The organism is Enterobacter sp. BNK-22, from assembly GCF_048684805.1.
Taxonomy (GTDB): Bacteria; Pseudomonadota; Gammaproteobacteria; order Enterobacterales; family Enterobacteriaceae; genus Enterobacter; species Enterobacter quasiroggenkampii.
Genome location: NZ_JBLQTT010000001.1, coordinates 3,138,082 through 3,155,974, shown reverse-complemented (window position 1 = coordinate 3,155,974; position 17,893 = coordinate 3,138,082). Strand labels below are relative to the sequence as shown.

Sequence of the window (17,893 nt, the reverse complement as noted above, 5' to 3'; positions counted from 1 at the left end):
CCCGCCAACGGCGGGTTTTCTTTTATTAGCATCCGGCGGCGATGTAGTCGCCATTGGCACTGATGGGGATCACCGTCAGGAACAGCACCGTCGCGAACAGGATCAGGACTATCCCTCCGGCTATTTTGACTGCCGGCACCAGCCAGCTTAATGAGGCGCTTTCTCCGAACCAGGTCACCGTACGTTCGCGGGCGTACCGTACAGCCAGGGAAAGCCCCACAATAGAGAGCGCGGTTCCCAGAGACATGGTCATGACTGCGGCCACTCCCCAGGTAACAATGCCCAGCGCGTTCGAAAACATCAGAATCATAATCGCCCCGCTGCACGGGCGTGCCCCAATTGCCAGAATCACGCCCAGACGGGTTTTCCAGTCGCCCTGCGTCAGGTCTGTGCCTACGCCGTGATGGCCGCAGCCACAGTGTTCGTCGTGCTGATGAAGCGGCTTAATGGCAGAGACAGACATCCTGCGCGGGCGCAGACTCTTCAGCGCCTGGTAAATGACAAATGCGCCGAATGCGCCAATAAGTACTGCGCTGATCTTCTCCACGTACCAGCGGCTGGTACTGATATCCCCTGAGGCGAGGTTGAACCCCACCGCTAGAATAAAGACAAACAGAATGGCGCTGACGCCCTGCATCAGGCTACCCAGGAAGGGGACGACCCGGGCGGCCAGCTCGCTTTCCTTATTGGTGGTCAGATAGGTCGTCACAATGAATTTTCCGTGCCCAGGTCCGATGGCATGAAGAACACCATAAAGGAAAGCCCCCGTTAACAGCCATAACCCACCGCTGTACTGGTGGTTATTCAGCTGCAGCAGGTACATCACCAGATAACGGTGCAGGGTAATTTGCGTGGCAAGACACCACTGGATAAAGGCGTTCCAGTGCGTATGCAGGGTAAAACCGGCAAAGAGAATTGCCAGCAGCATCAACCCAGCGGTAGGGAGACGCCAGTCACGGGTGAGGCGTTGTGTGGTCATGAAGCGGCCTGCACAGAGGAGAGTATTTGCCGCTAGTATAGTTGATCTTCCCGCTCAATTCGTGGGATCGCGTCCGGACCCGTGCATGATTGTGGATAACTATGTGCATAAAAGGGTATAAGGCGGGGTTTTGCTGGGGAATGCAGCAGTCAGTCATTTTTTTGCAACTTTTCGGTTGCGGTCGTTCGGGAACTCCCTATAATGCGCCTCCATCGACACGGCGGATGTGAAACACTTCACAGACAACGCGGTCGGTTGAAGAGAAAAAATCCTGAAATAACGGGTTGACTCTGTAAGAGGAAAGCGTATTATACGCCACCTCGCAACGGTGAGCGAAAGCCGCGTTGCACTGCTCTTTAACAATTTATCAGACAATCTGTGTGGGCACTCAAAGTGACATGGATTCTTAATGTCTTTGGACAATAAATGAATACCAAGTCTCTGAGTGAACATGCGTAATTCATTACGAAGTTTAATTCACGAGCATCAAACTTAAATTGAAGAGTTTGATCATGGCTCAGATTGAACGCTGGCGGCAGGCCTAACACATGCAAGTCGAGCGGCAGCGGAAAGTAGCTTGCTACTTTGCCGGCGAGCGGCGGACGGGTGAGTAATGTCTGGGAAACTGCCTGATGGAGGGGGATAACTACTGGAAACGGTAGCTAATACCGCATAATGTCGCAAGACCAAAGAGGGGGACCTTCGGGCCTCTTGCCATCAGATGTGCCCAGATGGGATTAGCTAGTAGGTGGGGTAACGGCTCACCTAGGCGACGATCCCTAGCTGGTCTGAGAGGATGACCAGCCACACTGGAACTGAGACACGGTCCAGACTCCTACGGGAGGCAGCAGTGGGGAATATTGCACAATGGGCGCAAGCCTGATGCAGCCATGCCGCGTGTATGAAGAAGGCCTTCGGGTTGTAAAGTACTTTCAGCGGGGAGGAAGGTGTTGAGGTTAATAACCTCAGCAATTGACGTTACCCGCAGAAGAAGCACCGGCTAACTCCGTGCCAGCAGCCGCGGTAATACGGAGGGTGCAAGCGTTAATCGGAATTACTGGGCGTAAAGCGCACGCAGGCGGTCTGTCAAGTCGGATGTGAAATCCCCGGGCTCAACCTGGGAACTGCATTCGAAACTGGCAGGCTAGAGTCTTGTAGAGGGGGGTAGAATTCCAGGTGTAGCGGTGAAATGCGTAGAGATCTGGAGGAATACCGGTGGCGAAGGCGGCCCCCTGGACAAAGACTGACGCTCAGGTGCGAAAGCGTGGGGAGCAAACAGGATTAGATACCCTGGTAGTCCACGCCGTAAACGATGTCGACTTGGAGGTTGTGCCCTTGAGGCGTGGCTTCCGGAGCTAACGCGTTAAGTCGACCGCCTGGGGAGTACGGCCGCAAGGTTAAAACTCAAATGAATTGACGGGGGCCCGCACAAGCGGTGGAGCATGTGGTTTAATTCGATGCAACGCGAAGAACCTTACCTACTCTTGACATCCAGAGAACTTTCCAGAGATGGATTGGTGCCTTCGGGAACTCTGAGACAGGTGCTGCATGGCTGTCGTCAGCTCGTGTTGTGAAATGTTGGGTTAAGTCCCGCAACGAGCGCAACCCTTATCCTTTGTTGCCAGCGGTTAGGCCGGGAACTCAAAGGAGACTGCCAGTGATAAACTGGAGGAAGGTGGGGATGACGTCAAGTCATCATGGCCCTTACGAGTAGGGCTACACACGTGCTACAATGGCGCATACAAAGAGAAGCGACCTCGCGAGAGCAAGCGGACCTCATAAAGTGCGTCGTAGTCCGGATTGGAGTCTGCAACTCGACTCCATGAAGTCGGAATCGCTAGTAATCGTAGATCAGAATGCTACGGTGAATACGTTCCCGGGCCTTGTACACACCGCCCGTCACACCATGGGAGTGGGTTGCAAAAGAAGTAGGTAGCTTAACCTTCGGGAGGGCGCTTACCACTTTGTGATTCATGACTGGGGTGAAGTCGTAACAAGGTAACCGTAGGGGAACCTGCGGTTGGATCACCTCCTTACCTTAAAGAACCTGCCTTTGCAGTGCTCACACAGATTGTCTGATGAAAAGTAAATAGCAAGGCGTCTTGCGATTGAGACTTCAGTGTCCCCTTCGTCTAGAGGCCCAGGACACCGCCCTTTCACGGCGGTAACAGGGGTTCGAATCCCCTAGGGGACGCCACTTGCTGGTTCGTGAGTGAAAGTCACCTGCCGTCATATCTCAAAACTGACTTGCGAGTCACGTTTGAGATATTTGCTCTTTAAAAATCTGGATCAAGCTGAAAATTGAAACGACACATCTTTAAGGTGTGTTCGAGTCTCTCAAATTTTCGCAATCAGAAGTGAAACATCTTCGGGTTGTGAGGTTAAGCGACTAAGCGTACACGGTGGATGCCCTGGCAGTCAGAGGCGATGAAGGACGTGCTAATCTGCGAAAAGCGCCGGCGAGGTGATATGAACCTTTGACCCGGCGATGTCCGAATGGGGAAACCCAGTGCAATTCGTTGCACTATCGTTAACTGAATACATAGGTTAACGAGGCGAACCGGGGGAACTGAAACATCTAAGTACCCCGAGGAAAAGAAATCAACCGAGATTCCCCCAGTAGCGGCGAGCGAACGGGGAGCAGCCCAGAGTCTGAATCAGCTTGTGTGTTAGTGGAAGCGTCTGGAAAGTCGCACGGTACAGGGTGACAGTCCCGTACACGAAAGCACACAGGTTGTGAACTCGAAGAGTAGGGCGGGACACGTGGTATCCTGTCTGAATATGGGGGGACCATCCTCCAAGGCTAAATACTCCTGACTGACCGATAGTGAACCAGTACCGTGAGGGAAAGGCGAAAAGAACCCCGGCGAGGGGAGTGAAAAAGAACCTGAAACCGTGTACGTACAAGCAGTGGGAGCACCTTCGTGGTGTGACTGCGTACCTTTTGTATAATGGGTCAGCGACTTATATTCTGTAGCAAGGTTAACCGTATAGGGGAGCCGAAGGGAAACCGAGTCTTAACTGGGCGTTAAGTTGCAGGGTATAGACCCGAAACCCGGTGATCTAGCCATGGGCAGGTTGAAGGTTGGGTAACACTAACTGGAGGACCGAACCGACTAATGTTGAAAAATTAGCGGATGACTTGTGGCTGGGGGTGAAAGGCCAATCAAACCGGGAGATAGCTGGTTCTCCCCGAAAGCTATTTAGGTAGCGCCTCGTGAACTCATCTTCGGGGGTAGAGCACTGTTTCGGCTAGGGGGCCATCCCGGCTTACCAACCCGATGCAAACTACGAATACCGAAGAATGTTATCACGGGAGACACACGGCGGGTGCTAACGTCCGTCGTGAAGAGGGAAACAACCCAGACCGCCAGCTAAGGTCCCAAAGTCATGGTTAAGTGGGAAACGATGTGGGAAGGCACAGACAGCCAGGATGTTGGCTTAGAAGCAGCCATCATTTAAAGAAAGCGTAATAGCTCACTGGTCGAGTCGGCCTGCGCGGAAGATGTAACGGGGCTAAACCATGCACCGAAGCTGCGGCAGCGACGCTTATGCGTTGTTGGGTAGGGGAGCGTTCTGTAAGCCGCTGAAGGTGTGCTGTGAGGCATGCTGGAGGTATCAGAAGTGCGAATGCTGACATAAGTAACGATAAAGCGGGTGAAAAGCCCGCTCGCCGGAAGACCAAGGGTTCCTGTCCAACGTTAATCGGGGCAGGGTGAGTCGACCCCTAAGGCGAGGCCGAAAGGCGTAGTCGATGGGAAACAGGTTAATATTCCTGTACTTGGTGTTACTGCGAAGGGGGGACGGAGAAGGCTATGTTAGCCGGGCGACGGTTGTCCCGGTTTAAGCATGTAGGCGGAGGTTCCAGGTAAATCCGGTACCTTATTAACGCTGAGGTGTGATGACGAGGCACTACGGTGCTGAAGTAACAAATGCCCTGCTTCCAGGAAAAGCCTCTAAGCATCAGGTAACACGAAATCGTACCCCAAACCGACACAGGTGGTCAGGTAGAGAATACCAAGGCGCTTGAGAGAACTCGGGTGAAGGAACTAGGCAAAATGGTGCCGTAACTTCGGGAGAAGGCACGCTGATATGTAGGTGAAGCCCCTGCGGGTGGAGCTGAAATCAGTCGAAGATACCAGCTGGCTGCAACTGTTTATTAAAAACACAGCACTGTGCAAACACGAAAGTGGACGTATACGGTGTGACGCCTGCCCGGTGCCGGAAGGTTAATTGATGGGGTTAGCGGCAACGCGAAGCTCTTGATCGAAGCCCCGGTAAACGGCGGCCGTAACTATAACGGTCCTAAGGTAGCGAAATTCCTTGTCGGGTAAGTTCCGACCTGCACGAATGGCGTAATGATGGCCAGGCTGTCTCCACCCGAGACTCAGTGAAATTGAACTCGCTGTGAAGATGCAGTGTACCCGCGGCAAGACGGAAAGACCCCGTGAACCTTTACTATAGCTTGACACTGAACACTGGTCCTTGATGTGTAGGATAGGTGGGAGGCTTTGAAGTGTGGACGCCAGTCTGCATGGAGCCGTCCTTGAAATACCACCCTTTAATGGCTGGTGTTCTAACGTAGACCCGTGATCCGGGTTGCGGACAGTGTCTGGTGGGTAGTTTGACTGGGGCGGTCTCCTCCCAAAGAGTAACGGAGGAGCACGAAGGTTAGCTAATCCTGGTCGGACATCAGGAGGTTAGTGCAATGGCATAAGCTAGCTTGACTGCGAGAGTGACGGCTCGAGCAGGTGCGAAAGCAGGTCATAGTGATCCGGTGGTTCTGAATGGAAGGGCCATCGCTCAACGGATAAAAGGTACTCCGGGGATAACAGGCTGATACCGCCCAAGAGTTCATATCGACGGCGGTGTTTGGCACCTCGATGTCGGCTCATCACATCCTGGGGCTGAAGTAGGTCCCAAGGGTATGGCTGTTCGCCATTTAAAGTGGTACGCGAGCTGGGTTTAGAACGTCGTGAGACAGTTCGGTCCCTATCTGCCGTGGGCGCTGGAGAATTGAGGGGGGCTGCTCCTAGTACGAGAGGACCGGAGTGGACGCATCACTGGTGTTCGGGTTGTCATGCCAATGGCACTGCCCGGTAGCTAAATGCGGAAAAGATAAGTGCTGAAAGCATCTAAGCACGAAACTTGCCCCGAGATGAGTTCTCCCTGAGACTTTAAGTCTCCTGAAGGAACGTTGAAGACGACGACGTTGATAGGTCGGGTGTGTAAGCGCAGCGATGCGTTGAGCTAACCGATACTAATGAACCGTGAGGCTTAACCTTACAACGCCGAAGATGTTTTGGCGAAGAGACGAACAATCAAAATTCAGCCTTGATACAGATTAACAGAATTTGCCTGGCGGCTTTAGCGCGGTGGTCCCACCTGACCCCATGCCGAACTCAGAAGTGAAACGCCGTAGCGCCGATGGTAGTGTGGGGTCTCCCCATGTGAGAGTAGGGAACTGCCAGGCATCAAATAAGAAGAACCCCGTACCGTAAGGTGCGGGGTTTTTTGCTTTGTGCGTCAGAAATCATGCCGGATGGTTTTGTAGGCCCGGTAAGCGCAGCGCCACCGGGCATGGCAGACCGCACGATCCCACGGTAAAAAGAAGCAAGAATACTAAAGAAGGGATTTATAAACGCAGAAAAGCAAAAACCCAGCCATAGGCTGGGTTCTTTAAATAGTGGTGCCCGGACTCGGAATCGAACCAAGGACACGGGGATTTTCAATCCCCTGCTCTACCGACTGAGCTATCCGGGCAACGGAGCGCATTAAACCGCAATCGCGCCTTATCGTCAACATTATTTCGGGAAAAGCTGTTCAATTGCTTAACTTTGCGGCAATCTGATGGTTTACGCGTCGAATAGGGCAAATTTAACAGGCTCGCTTACGTCAATGCCCCACCCATACGGCACTGAGCAAAGCGCAGAATATCTTCCGCCAGTCGGTGCGCCGTATCCACGTCGGCCTGGCTACGGTTCACCAGCATGCGGCTCAGGCAGCCCTCCAGCACCAGCTCCATCTGTTTCGCCACCATTGCCGGGTCATCCACTTCAAGACGGGTCAGCAGCTCGTGAGTGAAGTCATGCGCTGCCCGTTTTTGCTGATCCGCCAACTGGTGGACAGGATGGTCGGGATCGGGATAGAACGTACAGGCCGCAATAAACAGGCAGCCCGGATAGCGGTTGTTGCTGACACATTCCGTCAGGGCGGTATAGCGCGCCAGCAGCTTTTGTTCCGCAGTCAGTTCTTCATTCAGCATCAGTTGCCTGCGCCAGATATCAACCTGCTGGCTGAGATAGCGTAGAGCATCATAAACGAGCGCCTCTTTATCCGGCCAGAAGCGCTTAAGATCATCCAGGGGGTAATCGATACGGTCGGCTACCATCTCAAGCGTGGTGCTGGCGATCCCATAAATCTCAAGTAATTGCAGGGCTTGTCCCAGTACGTCTTCGCGTTGCACGGTTGTCTCCTCCGCTATTCCCAACGGTGTGTTACGTTTACAGTGTTGTTTACGGTTGGCGATTGCGCAAATGCGCGCTGAATGCCGCGGCATCCATAAAGCCGGTTACACGCTGTTCTGGCTGCTCCTGTCCCTGTTGATTGAAGAACAGGATGGTTGGCAGCCCAAGCACGTTAAGCTGCTTCAGCAGAGCCTTATCCTGCGCATTATTGGCGGTTACGTTCGCCTGGAGCAGAACAGTCTCTTTCAGGGTGTTTTGTACCTGAGGATCGCTAAAGGTGTATTTTTCAAACTCTTTGCAGGCGACGCACCAGTCGGCATAGAGATCGAGCATCACCGGCTTGCCTTTTGCCTGTGCGAGCGCGCTGTTGAGCTCATCAACGTTCTTAATCTGGATGAAGTTCAGATGCGCCTGCGTCTGGCCGACCGGCGAGCCGAACGCCCAGTCCTGAAGAGGACGCACGCTCACCAGTGCGGCGGCGAGCAGGAGGATTTGCACCAGGCGCATCCACGCTTTTTTCGCCCCCAGACTGACGATAAACGCCCAGGAGAAGAACGCTACACCGAGCATCGCCCACAGGCGAGAGCCCCATACGTCACCCGTAATGCGTTCCAGCAGGAACACCGGCAGCGCCAGAATCACAAAACCAAATGCGGTTTTCACCGTCTCCATCCACGGGCCGCTCTTCGGCAGAAGTCGATTGCCGAAAACCGTAACCAGAATCAGCGGCAGGCCCATGCCCAGCGCGTAAAGGTACAGCGTACCGCCGCCAAGCCACAGATTGCCGCTCTGGGCAATATAGAGCAGGATGGCGCTCAGCGGTGCGGTGGTGCAAGGGGAGCAAATCAGCCCGGCGATGGCCCCCATCATAAACACGCCGCCTGCCGAACCACCCTGCTGGCGATTACTCATCAGCGTTAAGCGGGTTTGCAGAGCTGACGGTAACTGCAGCGTGAACAGGCCAAACATCGACAGTGCCAGCAGGATAAATATCGCCGACAGGCCAATCAGCACATAAGGGTGCTGAAGTGCGGCCTGGAACTGCAACCCGGCAGCGGCGACCACAAGGCCGAGTGCCGTGTAGGTCAGCGCCATACCCTGCACGTAAATAAAGGCCAGCAGCAGCGCGCGGGCGGTGGAAAGGCGCTGTTTGCCGCCCAGCACAATGCCAGAGATGAGCGGATACATCGGCAGCACGCACGGCGTGAAGGCAATGCCAATGCCAATCAGTAAGGCCCACAGCGCGGAGAACGGAAGGTCAGCGGGAGCTTCACGCTTCTCGCCCGAAGGAAGAGGGGGAACCGTGGCAGAGGCTTTCACCTCACTAAGCGGAACCACCTTTGTTTCAGGCGGATAGCAGAATCCGGCATCCGCGCACCCCTGATAGGTCACCGTCAGGGTCGCACCTTTATCCGCCTGATTCACCGTAACAGGCACGCTCAGGTGCTGGCGATAGATTTCGCTTTTGCCGTAAAACTCATCTTCATGCCACTCGCCAGAGGGCATCTGTAAAGCGCCCACGCTGGCCTGAGCAGGCGTAATGCTTACCTGCTTGCGATAGAGGTAATAGCCCTCTTTCACCTGCCAGTTAAGCGTAAGGTCATGCTGGTTTTGCTGAAAATCGAAAACAAATGCCCGATCGGCAGGAATGAAGTTCGAACGGCCGGGCGCGTCAAACAACCCGGCAAATACTGATGTGCTGCACAGCAGCAGGATCAGCGTAAGGAAGCGTTGAGCCATGAGAGATAATCGTTATCGCCATGAACCACTGGCAGGACCAGCAGCTCCGGGGTTTGGTAAGGATGATGAGATTTGAGGCAGTCCAGGAGTGCCTGCTGATTCGCCAGATTGGTTTTGAGCAACATCTGGACTTCGTACTCTTGCTCCAGCTTACCTTCCCAGTAGTAAAGAGAGGTCGCGCCGGGGAGGAGCGTGACGCAGGCTGCCAGTTTTTCGGCCAGCACTTTGGCGGCGAGATCCTGGGCAGAGGCTTCATCAGGGGCGGTACACAGTACGACAACGGCATCAGGCGTGTTCACAAGTCGACCTCCTCATCACGAAAGGTTTCACTATATCACGCAAGGCGGTTGGTCATTAATGAAACGGGCCGCAGAGCGGCCCGATTTTAACTATTTTTACAACCGGGAACGGTTTACAGCACCACGCCACCGATGATAAAGCCGAGGATCACGCAGAGTGAAATGGCGACCACGCCCGGGATCAGGAACGCATGGTTAAACACATACTTACCGATACGGGTTGAGCCGGTGTCGTCCATCTCAACGGCCGCCAGCAAGGTTGGGTAGGTAGGCAGCACGAACAGGGCAGAAACAGCAGCAAACGAGGCGATAGCGGTTAACGGGGTGACGCCCAGCATCAGAGCCGCAGGCATCAGCGCTTTGGTGGTCGCTGCCTGAGAGTAAAGCAGGGTAGCCGCAAAGAACAGCACGACCGCCAGCAGCCATGGGTAGTTATGCAGCAGGTCGCCTGCTACGGTCTGAATGTCGCTAATGTGCGCTTTCACGAAGGTATCACCGAGCCACGCCACACCCAGCACGCACACGCAGGCGCTCATACCGGATTTGAAGGTGCTGGCGTTCAGCACTTCGCTGGTGTCAATTTTACAGGTGATGCTAATCAGCGTTGCGATGGTGAGCATGAACACTACAATCGCTTCGTTACGCGGCAGGACCGGGTTCTGGATCAGACCCACGGTATCGCTGATGGCGGTTGCATAGAACATGACGGCGACAATCCCAATCAGGAACAGCAGCACGGAGCGTTTCGCATGTGGCTTCAGTTCGAAGACCTGGCTGCCGCGCAGGCTCACTTCACCTTTTGCCAGACGCTCCTGATAAACCGGGTCGTCTTTCAGTTCAGCGCCGAGGAAGTTGCACAGCACAGCGGTAATCATCACCGCAATCAGCGTCACCGGGATACAGATCGCCAGCAGCGTCAGGTAGCTCACGCCCATCGGCTCCAGGATACCGGCGAAGAAGACCACCGCCGCGGAAATCGGCGAGGCGGTAATGGCGATCTGGGACGCGACGACCGCAATAGAGAGCGGACGCGATGGACGGATACCCTGTTCTTTCGCCACTTCGGTAATCACCGGTAACGTGGAGAAAGCGGTGTGGCCAGTACCGGCGAGAATGGTCATAAACCAGGTCACCAGCGGAGCAAGGAAGGTAATGTATTTAGGGTGGCGGCGTAGCATGCGTTCCGCCAGGCTTACCAGGTAGTCCATACCGCCTGCCACCTGCATGGCGGCAATAGCGGCAATAACAGCCATGATGATTTCGATAACGTCGAACGGGATAGCGCCGGGTTTAATCTGAAAGATAAGGGTAAGAACGAGCACTCCAAGACCGCCGGCAAAACCGATGCCGATACCCCCGAGTCGTGCTCCCAAATAAATCGCCAACAAGACGATGACGAGTTCTGCTCCAAACATAAGGACCTGCCTTGCTTATTAACAAGTTGATATTGAATTGTTGTATTTTGGTAACGCCTAAAAAGAAAAAAGGCACGTCACAAGTGACGTGCCTTAAGAAGCCTAGCCTGAACGGTTACTGTTCGCTTTCATCGGTATATCGTTTCGCTTTATATGCCGGGTGCATCAGGTTTTGGGCCGAGAAGATATCGTCCAGCTCGGCTTCGGTCAACAGCCCGCGCTCCAGCACCACTTCACGCACGCTCTTACCGGTTTCGGCACAAATCTTACCGACGATGTCGCCGTTGTGGTGGCCGATGAACGGGTTGAGGTAGGTGACGATCCCGATGGAGTTATAGACATAACCTTCACAGACTTCTTTATTCGCCGTGATGCCGTTAATGCATTTTTCCAGCAGGTTGTAGCAGGCGTTGGTCAGAATGTGGATAGATTCAAACATCGCCTGGCCAATTACCGGCTCCATCACGTTCAGCTGCAGCTGACCCGCTTCAGAGGCCATGGTTACGGTCGTATCGTTACCGATGACTTTAAAGCAAACCTGATTCACCACTTCTGGCACGACCGGGTTCACTTTGGCCGGCATGATGGATGAACCCGCCTGCAGTTCTGGCAGGTTGATTTCATTCAGGCCAGCGCGCGGACCGGAAGAGAGCAGGCGCAGGTCGTTACAGATTTTGGACAGTTTCACCGCCAGACGTTTCAGCGCGCTGTGTACCATGACGTAGGCGCCACAGTCGGAGGTCGCTTCAATCAGGTCTTCTGCAGGCACAACCGGCAGGTTGGACACTTCAGCCAGCTTCTGTACCGCCAGTTGCTGATAGCCATCCGGGGTGTTCAGACGCGTACCGATGGCGGTGGCGCCCAGGTTCACTTCCAGCAGCAGCTCGGAGGTACGCAGCAGGTTTTTGGTCTCTTCGTTCAGCAGTACGTTAAACGCGTGGAATTCCTGACCGAGGGTCATCGGCACCGCATCCTGCAGCTGGGTACGACCCATTTTCAGAATGTCCTGGAACTCAACCGCTTTACGCTGGAAGCCATCGCCCAGCTGGTTGATCGCATCCACCAGTTTCACCACGGAGGCATACACCGCAATTCGGAAGCCGGTTGGGTAGGCGTCGTTGGTGGACTGGCATTTGTTGACGTGGTCGTTCGGGTTCAGGTACTGGTATTCACCTTTCTGGTGACCCATCAGCTCCAGGCCAATGTTTGCCAGTACTTCGTTAGTATTCATGTTGACGGAAGTGCCCGCGCCGCCCTGATAGACGTCAACCGGGAACTGATCCATGCATTTGCCGTTGTTCAGCACTTCATCGCAGGCCGCGATAATCGCATTTGCCGCGCTTTTAGGAATGGTTTGCAGCTCTTTGTTGGCCAGGGCTGCGGCTTTCTTCACCATCACCATGCCACGAACAAACTCAGGGATGTCACTGATTTTGCTGTTGCTGATGTAGAAGTTTTCAATCGCTCTCAGAGTGTGGACACCGTAGTAGGCATCCGCTGGAACTTCCCTGGTACCCAACAAGTCTTCTTCGATACGAATGTTGTTTAACATGTGAACCTTCTTTTCAAGCTGCCGATGGATTGTACTAAACACACAGTATTTATGTGGTTTTGAATATTTTCTGGCCGACGATTATTCCCTCAATCAGCCAGATGCTCGAGATCATATGCTGATGATAGCGAATTGCCGTAAGCTGGATCACTTATTATCGAGCCGATTCCATGATAATTATTAATCTGTGAAATGGGTCACCGCTTTAATATTTCCAAAAAAAATATCCGTGCAAACTGATTGAATTTTCGCTAACCGTCACCATCTCATACAAACGCGCGTCGCGAACACATTCAGACAGGGGCCCGATGGCCTCTGCCACACAGGAGATGCCAGTGCGCTGGATACCGTTTATTGCTTTCTTTCTCTATGTTTACATTGAGATTTCCATTTTCATCCAGGTTGCCCATGTGCTGGGCGTCCTGCTGACGTTGATTCTGGTGATTTTCACCTCCGTCATCGGCATGTCGCTGGTGCGTAATCAGGGTTTCAAAAATTTCCTGATAATGCAGCAGAAGATGGCCGCAGGCGAAAGCCCGGCGGAAGAGATGATCAAAAGCGTGTCGTTGATTATTGCGGGGCTGCTGCTGATTCTGCCAGGGTTCTTCACCGATTTCCTCGGCCTTCTGCTGCTTCTTCCGCCGGTGCAAAAGCACCTGACCATGAAGCTGCTGCCGCATCTGCGCTTTAGCCGTATGCCCGGCGGTGGGTTCAGCACTGGGCCTGGCGACACGTTTGAAGGGGAATATCAGCGTAAGGATGAACAGCACGACCGTCTGGATCACAAAGACGATCGGTGATTTTGTTGCCCGGTGGCGCTTCGCTTACCGGGCCTACTAAAGCGCCAGCCACAACACCGCCAGCATGACGATGGCATACACGCTCTTCCATCCCACCATCGCCAGCAGCAGCAGGCACAGCAGCCCCCCAACAACCGCCAGTGCTTTATAACGGCCTTTCAGCAAACGGCAGCCCGCCAGCATACACAGCAGGTAGATCATAATAAAAATGCCGTTGGCATAGACGAGCAGCGTATCCAGATTGATCTTCAGGGCGTAAATGCACAGCGTACTCAGCACGCAGCAGCCCAGTACGGCATTCAGGGCATTCAGCGGCAGCTGGCGTTTAGACAGGCGCGCGAGGCGGTTATCAGGTTTATCCAGCGCCTGCGACCACACCAGACGGGCAAAGCTCTGGATATAAATGTTGAGGCTGGCAAAACAGGCCAGATAGCCGATAACGCAGGCGATCCACAGCGCCTTCACACCAAACAGTTCAACCACGATACCCGGCAGCGATGCCGCGGCGGCGAGATCCGCGCCGAACGCGTGGAAGTGCAACACCAGCACGGTACACGCCCAGTAGACCGTACCCGCCAGCAGCAGGCCGATCATCAGCGCGCGGGGGAAATCACGTTCAGGTTGCTTAAATTCCGACGCCAGATGGGCAAAGGCTTCCAGACCGACAAAACACCAGAACATGACGGAGAGCGCGGCAAAAAGCTGCGCGTGGTCGACGTCTGTTACCGCCGGGAAGGGAATCTCCTTTACGGTGATATCGCCCGCCCACCAGATAGCGGCCACAAGCGCGACAATCAGCACTGCAACCAGCGTCTGCAGGTTGGCGCTGGAGCTGGCGCCGCGTGAGCCCACCCACCAGACGATAGCCAGCGTCCCCAGCTCGGCCAGCAACAGCTGCTCATGATGCCAGCCAAACAGCGCCTGCCCAAAACCTGTCGCAATATGCAGCGCCGCCGGGAGGCCAACCGGAATGACGGAGAGAAACAGCCAGCCGGTCACTCGCTCCAGCCGTGCGCCAAAGGCCAGGCCGACAAAGTGCGCCACGCCGCCCGCGCTGGGGAAATGCCGCCCCAGGATGGCAAACACAATGGCTATCGGGAAAACCAGTACAATCAACACCGGCCACGCCCACAGGCTGTTATTTCCTGCCACCAGCGCCGCCAGTGCGGGTACGGCAAACACGCCCGTACCTAACAAGGAGGTTGAGAGCAGGCCAACGCCCTGCGCCAGCCCCAACTCCTGCTTGAGTCCACTCATTGACATCGCCCTGCCAATACCAAAAGAGAGGCGATGGTAACACTTTCGCAAATTTTTTTTTCAACTCCCCCTTGAAGGGGTAAAAAGCTATCCCCATCTCTCAGGGCACTAGTCGGAAAACCGCATGCGGGCCGGCGTCATCCATAACTGATAATGACTTTCTCAAAGGAGAGCTATCAATGAGTATTCGTCCGTTACATGATCGTGTGATCGTCAAACGTAAAGAAGTTGAAACCAAGTCTGCTGGCGGCATCGTTCTGACCGGTTCTGCAGCAGCCAAATCAACGCGTGGCGAAATCATCGCTGTCGGTAAGGGCCGCATCCTGGAAAACGGAACTGTGCAGCCGCTGGACGTTAAAGTTGGTGACATCGTAATTTTCAACGATGGCTACGGCGTGAAATCCGAGAAGATCGACAATGAAGAAGTGTTGATCATGTCCGAGAGCGACATTCTGGCAATTGTTGAAGCGTAATTTACGCACGAGAATTTGAGGAAATAAGAACATGGCAGCTAAAGACGTAAAATTCGGTAACGACGCTCGTGTAAAAATGCTCCGCGGCGTAAACGTACTGGCAGATGCAGTTAAAGTGACCCTGGGCCCGAAAGGCCGTAACGTAGTGCTGGATAAATCCTTCGGCGCGCCAACCATCACCAAAGATGGTGTTTCTGTGGCACGTGAAATCGAGCTGGAAGACAAGTTCGAAAACATGGGCGCGCAGATGGTGAAAGAAGTTGCCTCTAAAGCGAACGACGCTGCAGGCGACGGTACCACCACCGCGACCGTTCTGGCGCAGGCTATCATCACCGAAGGTCTGAAAGCCGTTGCGGCGGGCATGAACCCAATGGATCTGAAACGTGGTATCGACAAAGCTGTCGCCTCCGCTGTTGAAGAACTGAAAGCGCTGTCCGTACCGTGCTCTGACTCTAAAGCCATTGCTCAGGTAGGTACCATCTCCGCTAACTCCGACGAAACCGTGGGTAAACTGATCGCGGAAGCGATGGATAAAGTCGGTAAAGAAGGCGTGATCACCGTTGAAGACGGTACCGGTCTGGAAGACGAACTGGACGTGGTTGAAGGTATGCAGTTCGACCGCGGTTACCTGTCCCCATACTTCATCAACAAGCCAGAGACTGGCGCTGTTGAGCTGGAAAGCCCGTTCATCCTGCTGGCTGACAAGAAAATCTCCAACATCCGCGAAATGCTGCCAGTGCTGGAAGCCGTTGCGAAAGCAGGCAAACCGCTGGTTATCATCGCTGAAGACGTTGAAGGCGAAGCGCTGGCGACCCTGGTGGTTAATACCATGCGCGGCATCGTGAAAGTGGCTGCGGTTAAAGCACCTGGCTTCGGCGATCGCCGTAAAGCGATGCTGCAGGATATCGCTACCCTGACCGGCGGTACCGTGATCTCTGAAGAGATCGGTATGGAGCTGGAAAAAGCGACCCTGGAAGACCTGGGCCAGGCGAAACGCGTTGTGATCAACAAAGACACCACCACCATCATCGATGGCGTGGGTGAAGAAGCCGCTATTCAGGGCCGCGTAGGTCAGATCCGTAAGCAGATCGAAGAAGCGACTTCCGATTACGACCGTGAAAAACTGCAGGAGCGCGTAGCGAAACTGGCAGGCGGCGTTGCGGTAATCAAAGTCGGTGCTGCGACCGAAGTTGAAATGAAAGAGAAAAAAGCACGCGTTGACGATGCCCTGCACGCGACCCGTGCTGCGGTAGAAGAAGGCGTGGTTGCGGGTGGTGGCGTTGCGCTGGTGCGCGTTGCCGCTAAACTGGCTGGCCTGACTGCTCAGAACGAAGACCAGAACGTGGGTATCAAAGTTGCGCTGCGCGCAATGGAAGCCCCTCTGCGTCAGATCGTGTCTAACGCCGGTGAAGAGCCATCTGTAGTGGCGAACAAGGTTAAAGCGGGCGAAGGTAACTACGGTTACAACGCTGCAACCGAAGAATACGGCAACATGATCGACTTCGGTATCCTGGACCCAACTAAAGTGACCCGTTCTGCTCTGCAGTACGCGGCCTCTGTTGCTGGTCTGATGATCACCACCGAGTGCATGGTGACCGACCTGCCAAAAGGCGATGCGCCTGACTTAGGTGCTGCTGGTATGGGCGGCATGGGTGGAATGGGCGGCATGATGTAATCATGTTGTTCTGAACCTCTCAGAACGAACCCCGGGCAGAAATGCCCGGGGTTTTTTATTGCGTGCTATTCGAAAGTCCCTTTGACGCACACGGCACCTTCACGCACCATCTGGCGCCCTTTGGCCCAGACGTCGCGGATCTGCAGGTCATCCGTCAGCACCAGGAAATCGGCATCGCATCCGGGCGCGATCCGGCCCTTATGTTCCAGACCGAGAAACGCCGCCACGTTTTGCGTAAACGGAAGAAGCGCCTCTTCCAGCGGCAACTGATGTCGGTTGACCAGCTGTTGCAGGGTTTCGAGCAGGGATTCGAACCCCGCCACGCCTATACCCACCAGATTGCCGCTCTCATCAAATTTCGGCTGGCTGCCGTTACCGTCAGAACTGAGCGTAAGCCGGTTAAACGGCACCTGCGCCTCGCGGGCCATCACGATGGCGCTGGCGGCATCAATCGGTTCGCTGATGCTGGTCGTGATGTCGATAAAGCCGCCTTCGCGGGCATAGTTCAGCGCGGCATGGAACAGCGCCTGGGCGCGGTTAACGTGGGTTGGCAGCAGTTTTACACGGGGAACGTCGGCATTATTCAGGATGCTTAATAGCGGCTCCAGCAGCTTTGGGCTGTTGCCGAGGTGAAACACGGATATGCCCGCTTTGGCACCCAACAGCCCACCTACGCGAGACTGGGCAGCCATACTGGCGAGCTGGTGGTCTGCTGGCGCGGAAGAACGATGATCAGAGATTGCGCATTTCACGCCGATAATTTTGTCTATCAGCGCCACGTCTTTTTCTACGCTGCCGGTGATTGTCGGTGAAGGCAGCCCGTACGCGCCCGTCAGCATCCATGCGCTGATCCCTTCATGTTCGAGCGCCCGCGTTTTTGCCAGCAGCGATTCAGGATGGCGGGTTACGCCGTCGGTGCCGAGCAGGCCAACAACGGAGGTGATGCCTGCGGCCACGAGTGCAGACAGGCGAACCTCTGGCGTGCGGGTGTGAGGGCCTGCCTCACCGCCGCCCCCGATCAAATGCACATGCTGGTCGATAAACCCCGGGCAGACCACCGCCCCGGCGAGATCGCTTTCCGGGCAGTCTGGCCTCGTTGTTCCCTGGCTCGCTTTTTCGATCGCCACGATTTTCCCCGCAGCGATCAGCAGATCGCAAAGTCCTTTATCCTCCGGAGCGAAGAGATGCGCGTTGCGGAAAAGGTGGGGGGTCAGCACTGAAAAATCCATTTTTATC

The 17,893-nt window shown here is 54.7% G+C and carries 11 protein-coding genes, 2 tRNA genes and 3 rRNA genes; 7 read left to right on the top strand and 9 right to left on the bottom strand.

The annotated features are described in order from the left end of the window. Nucleotides 1-25 precede the first annotated feature (25 nt). Entirely contained in the window at nt 26-979 is a 954-nt protein-coding gene (locus ACMGGE_RS14940; RefSeq protein WP_048030293.1) for a nickel/cobalt transporter, read from the bottom strand. A gap of 494 nt (nt 980-1,473) precedes the next feature. Here ACMGGE_RS14940 and ACMGGE_RS14935 point away from each other — a divergent pair. The 4 genes from ACMGGE_RS14935 (at nt 1,474) to rrf (ending at nt 6,452) form a co-directional block, all read left to right on the top strand. Continuing rightward, nucleotides 1,474-3,015: ribosomal RNA gene (locus tag ACMGGE_RS14935) — 16S ribosomal RNA — on the top strand. Nucleotides 3,016-3,100: 85 nt separating this feature from the next. Then, nucleotides 3,101-3,176 (top strand) — tRNA-Glu (locus ACMGGE_RS14930). 182 nt (nt 3,177-3,358) lie between these two features. Next, nucleotides 3,359-6,264: ribosomal RNA gene (locus ACMGGE_RS14925) — 23S ribosomal RNA — on the top strand. Nucleotides 6,265-6,336: 72 nt separating this feature from the next. Further along, nucleotides 6,337-6,452 (top strand): 5S ribosomal RNA (gene rrf / locus ACMGGE_RS14920). Together the 16S, 23S and 5S rRNA genes with 1 tRNA gene alongside form the textbook arrangement of a ribosomal RNA operon. 214 nt (nt 6,453-6,666) lie before the next feature. Here rrf and ACMGGE_RS14915 read toward each other — a convergent pair. The 6 genes from ACMGGE_RS14915 to aspA all read right to left on the bottom strand — a co-directional run bounded on the left by ACMGGE_RS14915 (nt 6,667) and on the right by aspA (nt 12,452). Then, nucleotides 6,667-6,742 (bottom strand) — tRNA-Phe (locus ACMGGE_RS14915). A gap of 127 nt (nt 6,743-6,869) precedes the next feature. Next, complete coding sequence (locus tag ACMGGE_RS14910) at nt 6,870-7,445, bottom strand: transcriptional regulator (protein WP_021240733.1); 576 nt, start codon at nt 7,443-7,445, stop codon at nt 6,870-6,872. 49 nt (nt 7,446-7,494) lie between these two features. Continuing rightward, a complete protein-coding gene (locus tag ACMGGE_RS14905) occupies nt 7,495-9,186 on the bottom strand; it encodes a protein-disulfide reductase DsbD (RefSeq protein WP_420293918.1) in 1,692 nt (563 codons plus the stop codon). Next, nucleotides 9,162-9,485 carry a divalent cation tolerance protein CutA gene (cutA, locus tag ACMGGE_RS14900; protein WP_014168278.1) on the bottom strand — a complete coding sequence of 108 codons (324 nt, stop codon included), beginning with the start codon at nt 9,483-9,485 and terminating at the stop codon, nt 9,162-9,164. Before cutA ends, ACMGGE_RS14905 begins: the two co-directional genes overlap by 25 nt. A 113-nt stretch (nt 9,486-9,598) precedes the next feature. After that, nucleotides 9,599-10,900, bottom strand: coding sequence for an anaerobic C4-dicarboxylate transporter (locus tag ACMGGE_RS14895; protein ID WP_024907357.1), 1,302 nt, complete (start codon nt 10,898-10,900; stop codon nt 9,599-9,601). Nucleotides 10,901-11,015: 115 nt separating this feature from the next. Continuing rightward, complete coding sequence (gene aspA / locus ACMGGE_RS14890) at nt 11,016-12,452, bottom strand: aspartate ammonia-lyase (RefSeq protein WP_003855923.1); 1,437 nt, start codon at nt 12,450-12,452, stop codon at nt 11,016-11,018. Between the two features lie 335 nt (nt 12,453-12,787). Between aspA and ACMGGE_RS14885 the strand changes: the two genes are divergently transcribed. Beyond that, complete coding sequence (locus ACMGGE_RS14885; RefSeq protein ID WP_023616652.1) at nt 12,788-13,252, top strand: FxsA family protein; 465 nt, start codon at nt 12,788-12,790, stop codon at nt 13,250-13,252. A gap of 36 nt (nt 13,253-13,288) precedes the next feature. Here ACMGGE_RS14885 and yjeH read toward each other — a convergent pair whose 3' ends face one another. Next, nucleotides 13,289-14,509: an L-methionine/branched-chain amino acid transporter gene (yjeH, locus tag ACMGGE_RS14880; RefSeq protein ID WP_049122274.1), complete on the bottom strand. Its 1,221-nt coding sequence runs from the start codon at nt 14,507-14,509 to the stop codon at nt 13,289-13,291. 179 nt (nt 14,510-14,688) lie between these two features. Between yjeH and ACMGGE_RS14875 the strand changes: the two genes are divergently transcribed. Further along, a complete protein-coding gene (locus ACMGGE_RS14875) occupies nt 14,689-14,982 on the top strand; it encodes a co-chaperone GroES (RefSeq protein WP_003855929.1) in 294 nt (97 codons plus the stop codon). A gap of 31 nt (nt 14,983-15,013) precedes the next feature. Next, on the top strand, nt 15,014-16,657 hold the full coding sequence (gene groL / locus ACMGGE_RS14870; RefSeq protein WP_008502946.1) for a chaperonin GroEL: 1,644 nt from the start codon (nt 15,014-15,016) through the stop codon (nt 16,655-16,657). Between the two features lie 65 nt (nt 16,658-16,722). On the opposite strand, the gene iadA is transcribed toward groL, so the two are convergent. After that, nucleotides 16,723-17,886 carry a beta-aspartyl-peptidase gene (gene iadA, locus ACMGGE_RS14865; RefSeq protein WP_262797414.1) on the bottom strand — a complete coding sequence of 388 codons (1,164 nt, stop codon included), beginning with the start codon at nt 17,884-17,886 and terminating at the stop codon, nt 16,723-16,725. Between the last annotated feature and the right edge of the window lie 7 nt (nt 17,887-17,893).

Excerpts from the sequence above, each read along its gene's own strand:
- ACMGGE_RS14940 (WP_048030293.1), bottom strand. The coding sequence starts at position 979 with ATGACCACACAACGCCTCACCCGTGACTGGCGTCTCCCTACCGCTGGG.
- ACMGGE_RS14905 (WP_420293918.1), bottom strand. The coding sequence starts at position 9,186 with ATGGCTCAACGCTTCCTTACGCTGATCCTGCTGCTGTGCAGCACATCA.
- ACMGGE_RS14895 (WP_024907357.1), bottom strand. The coding sequence starts at position 10,900 with ATGTTTGGAGCAGAACTCGTCATCGTCTTGTTGGCGATTTATTTGGGA.
- aspA (WP_003855923.1), bottom strand. The coding sequence starts at position 12,452 with ATGTTAAACAACATTCGTATCGAAGAAGACTTGTTGGGTACCAGGGAA.
- yjeH (WP_049122274.1), bottom strand. The coding sequence starts at position 14,509 with ATGAGTGGACTCAAGCAGGAGTTGGGGCTGGCGCAGGGCGTTGGCCTG.
- ACMGGE_RS14875 (WP_003855929.1), top strand. The coding sequence starts at position 14,689 with ATGAGTATTCGTCCGTTACATGATCGTGTGATCGTCAAACGTAAAGAA.
- groL (WP_008502946.1), top strand. The coding sequence starts at position 15,014 with ATGGCAGCTAAAGACGTAAAATTCGGTAACGACGCTCGTGTAAAAATG.
- iadA (WP_262797414.1), bottom strand. The coding sequence starts at position 17,886 with ATGGATTTTTCAGTGCTGACCCCCCACCTTTTCCGCAACGCGCATCTC.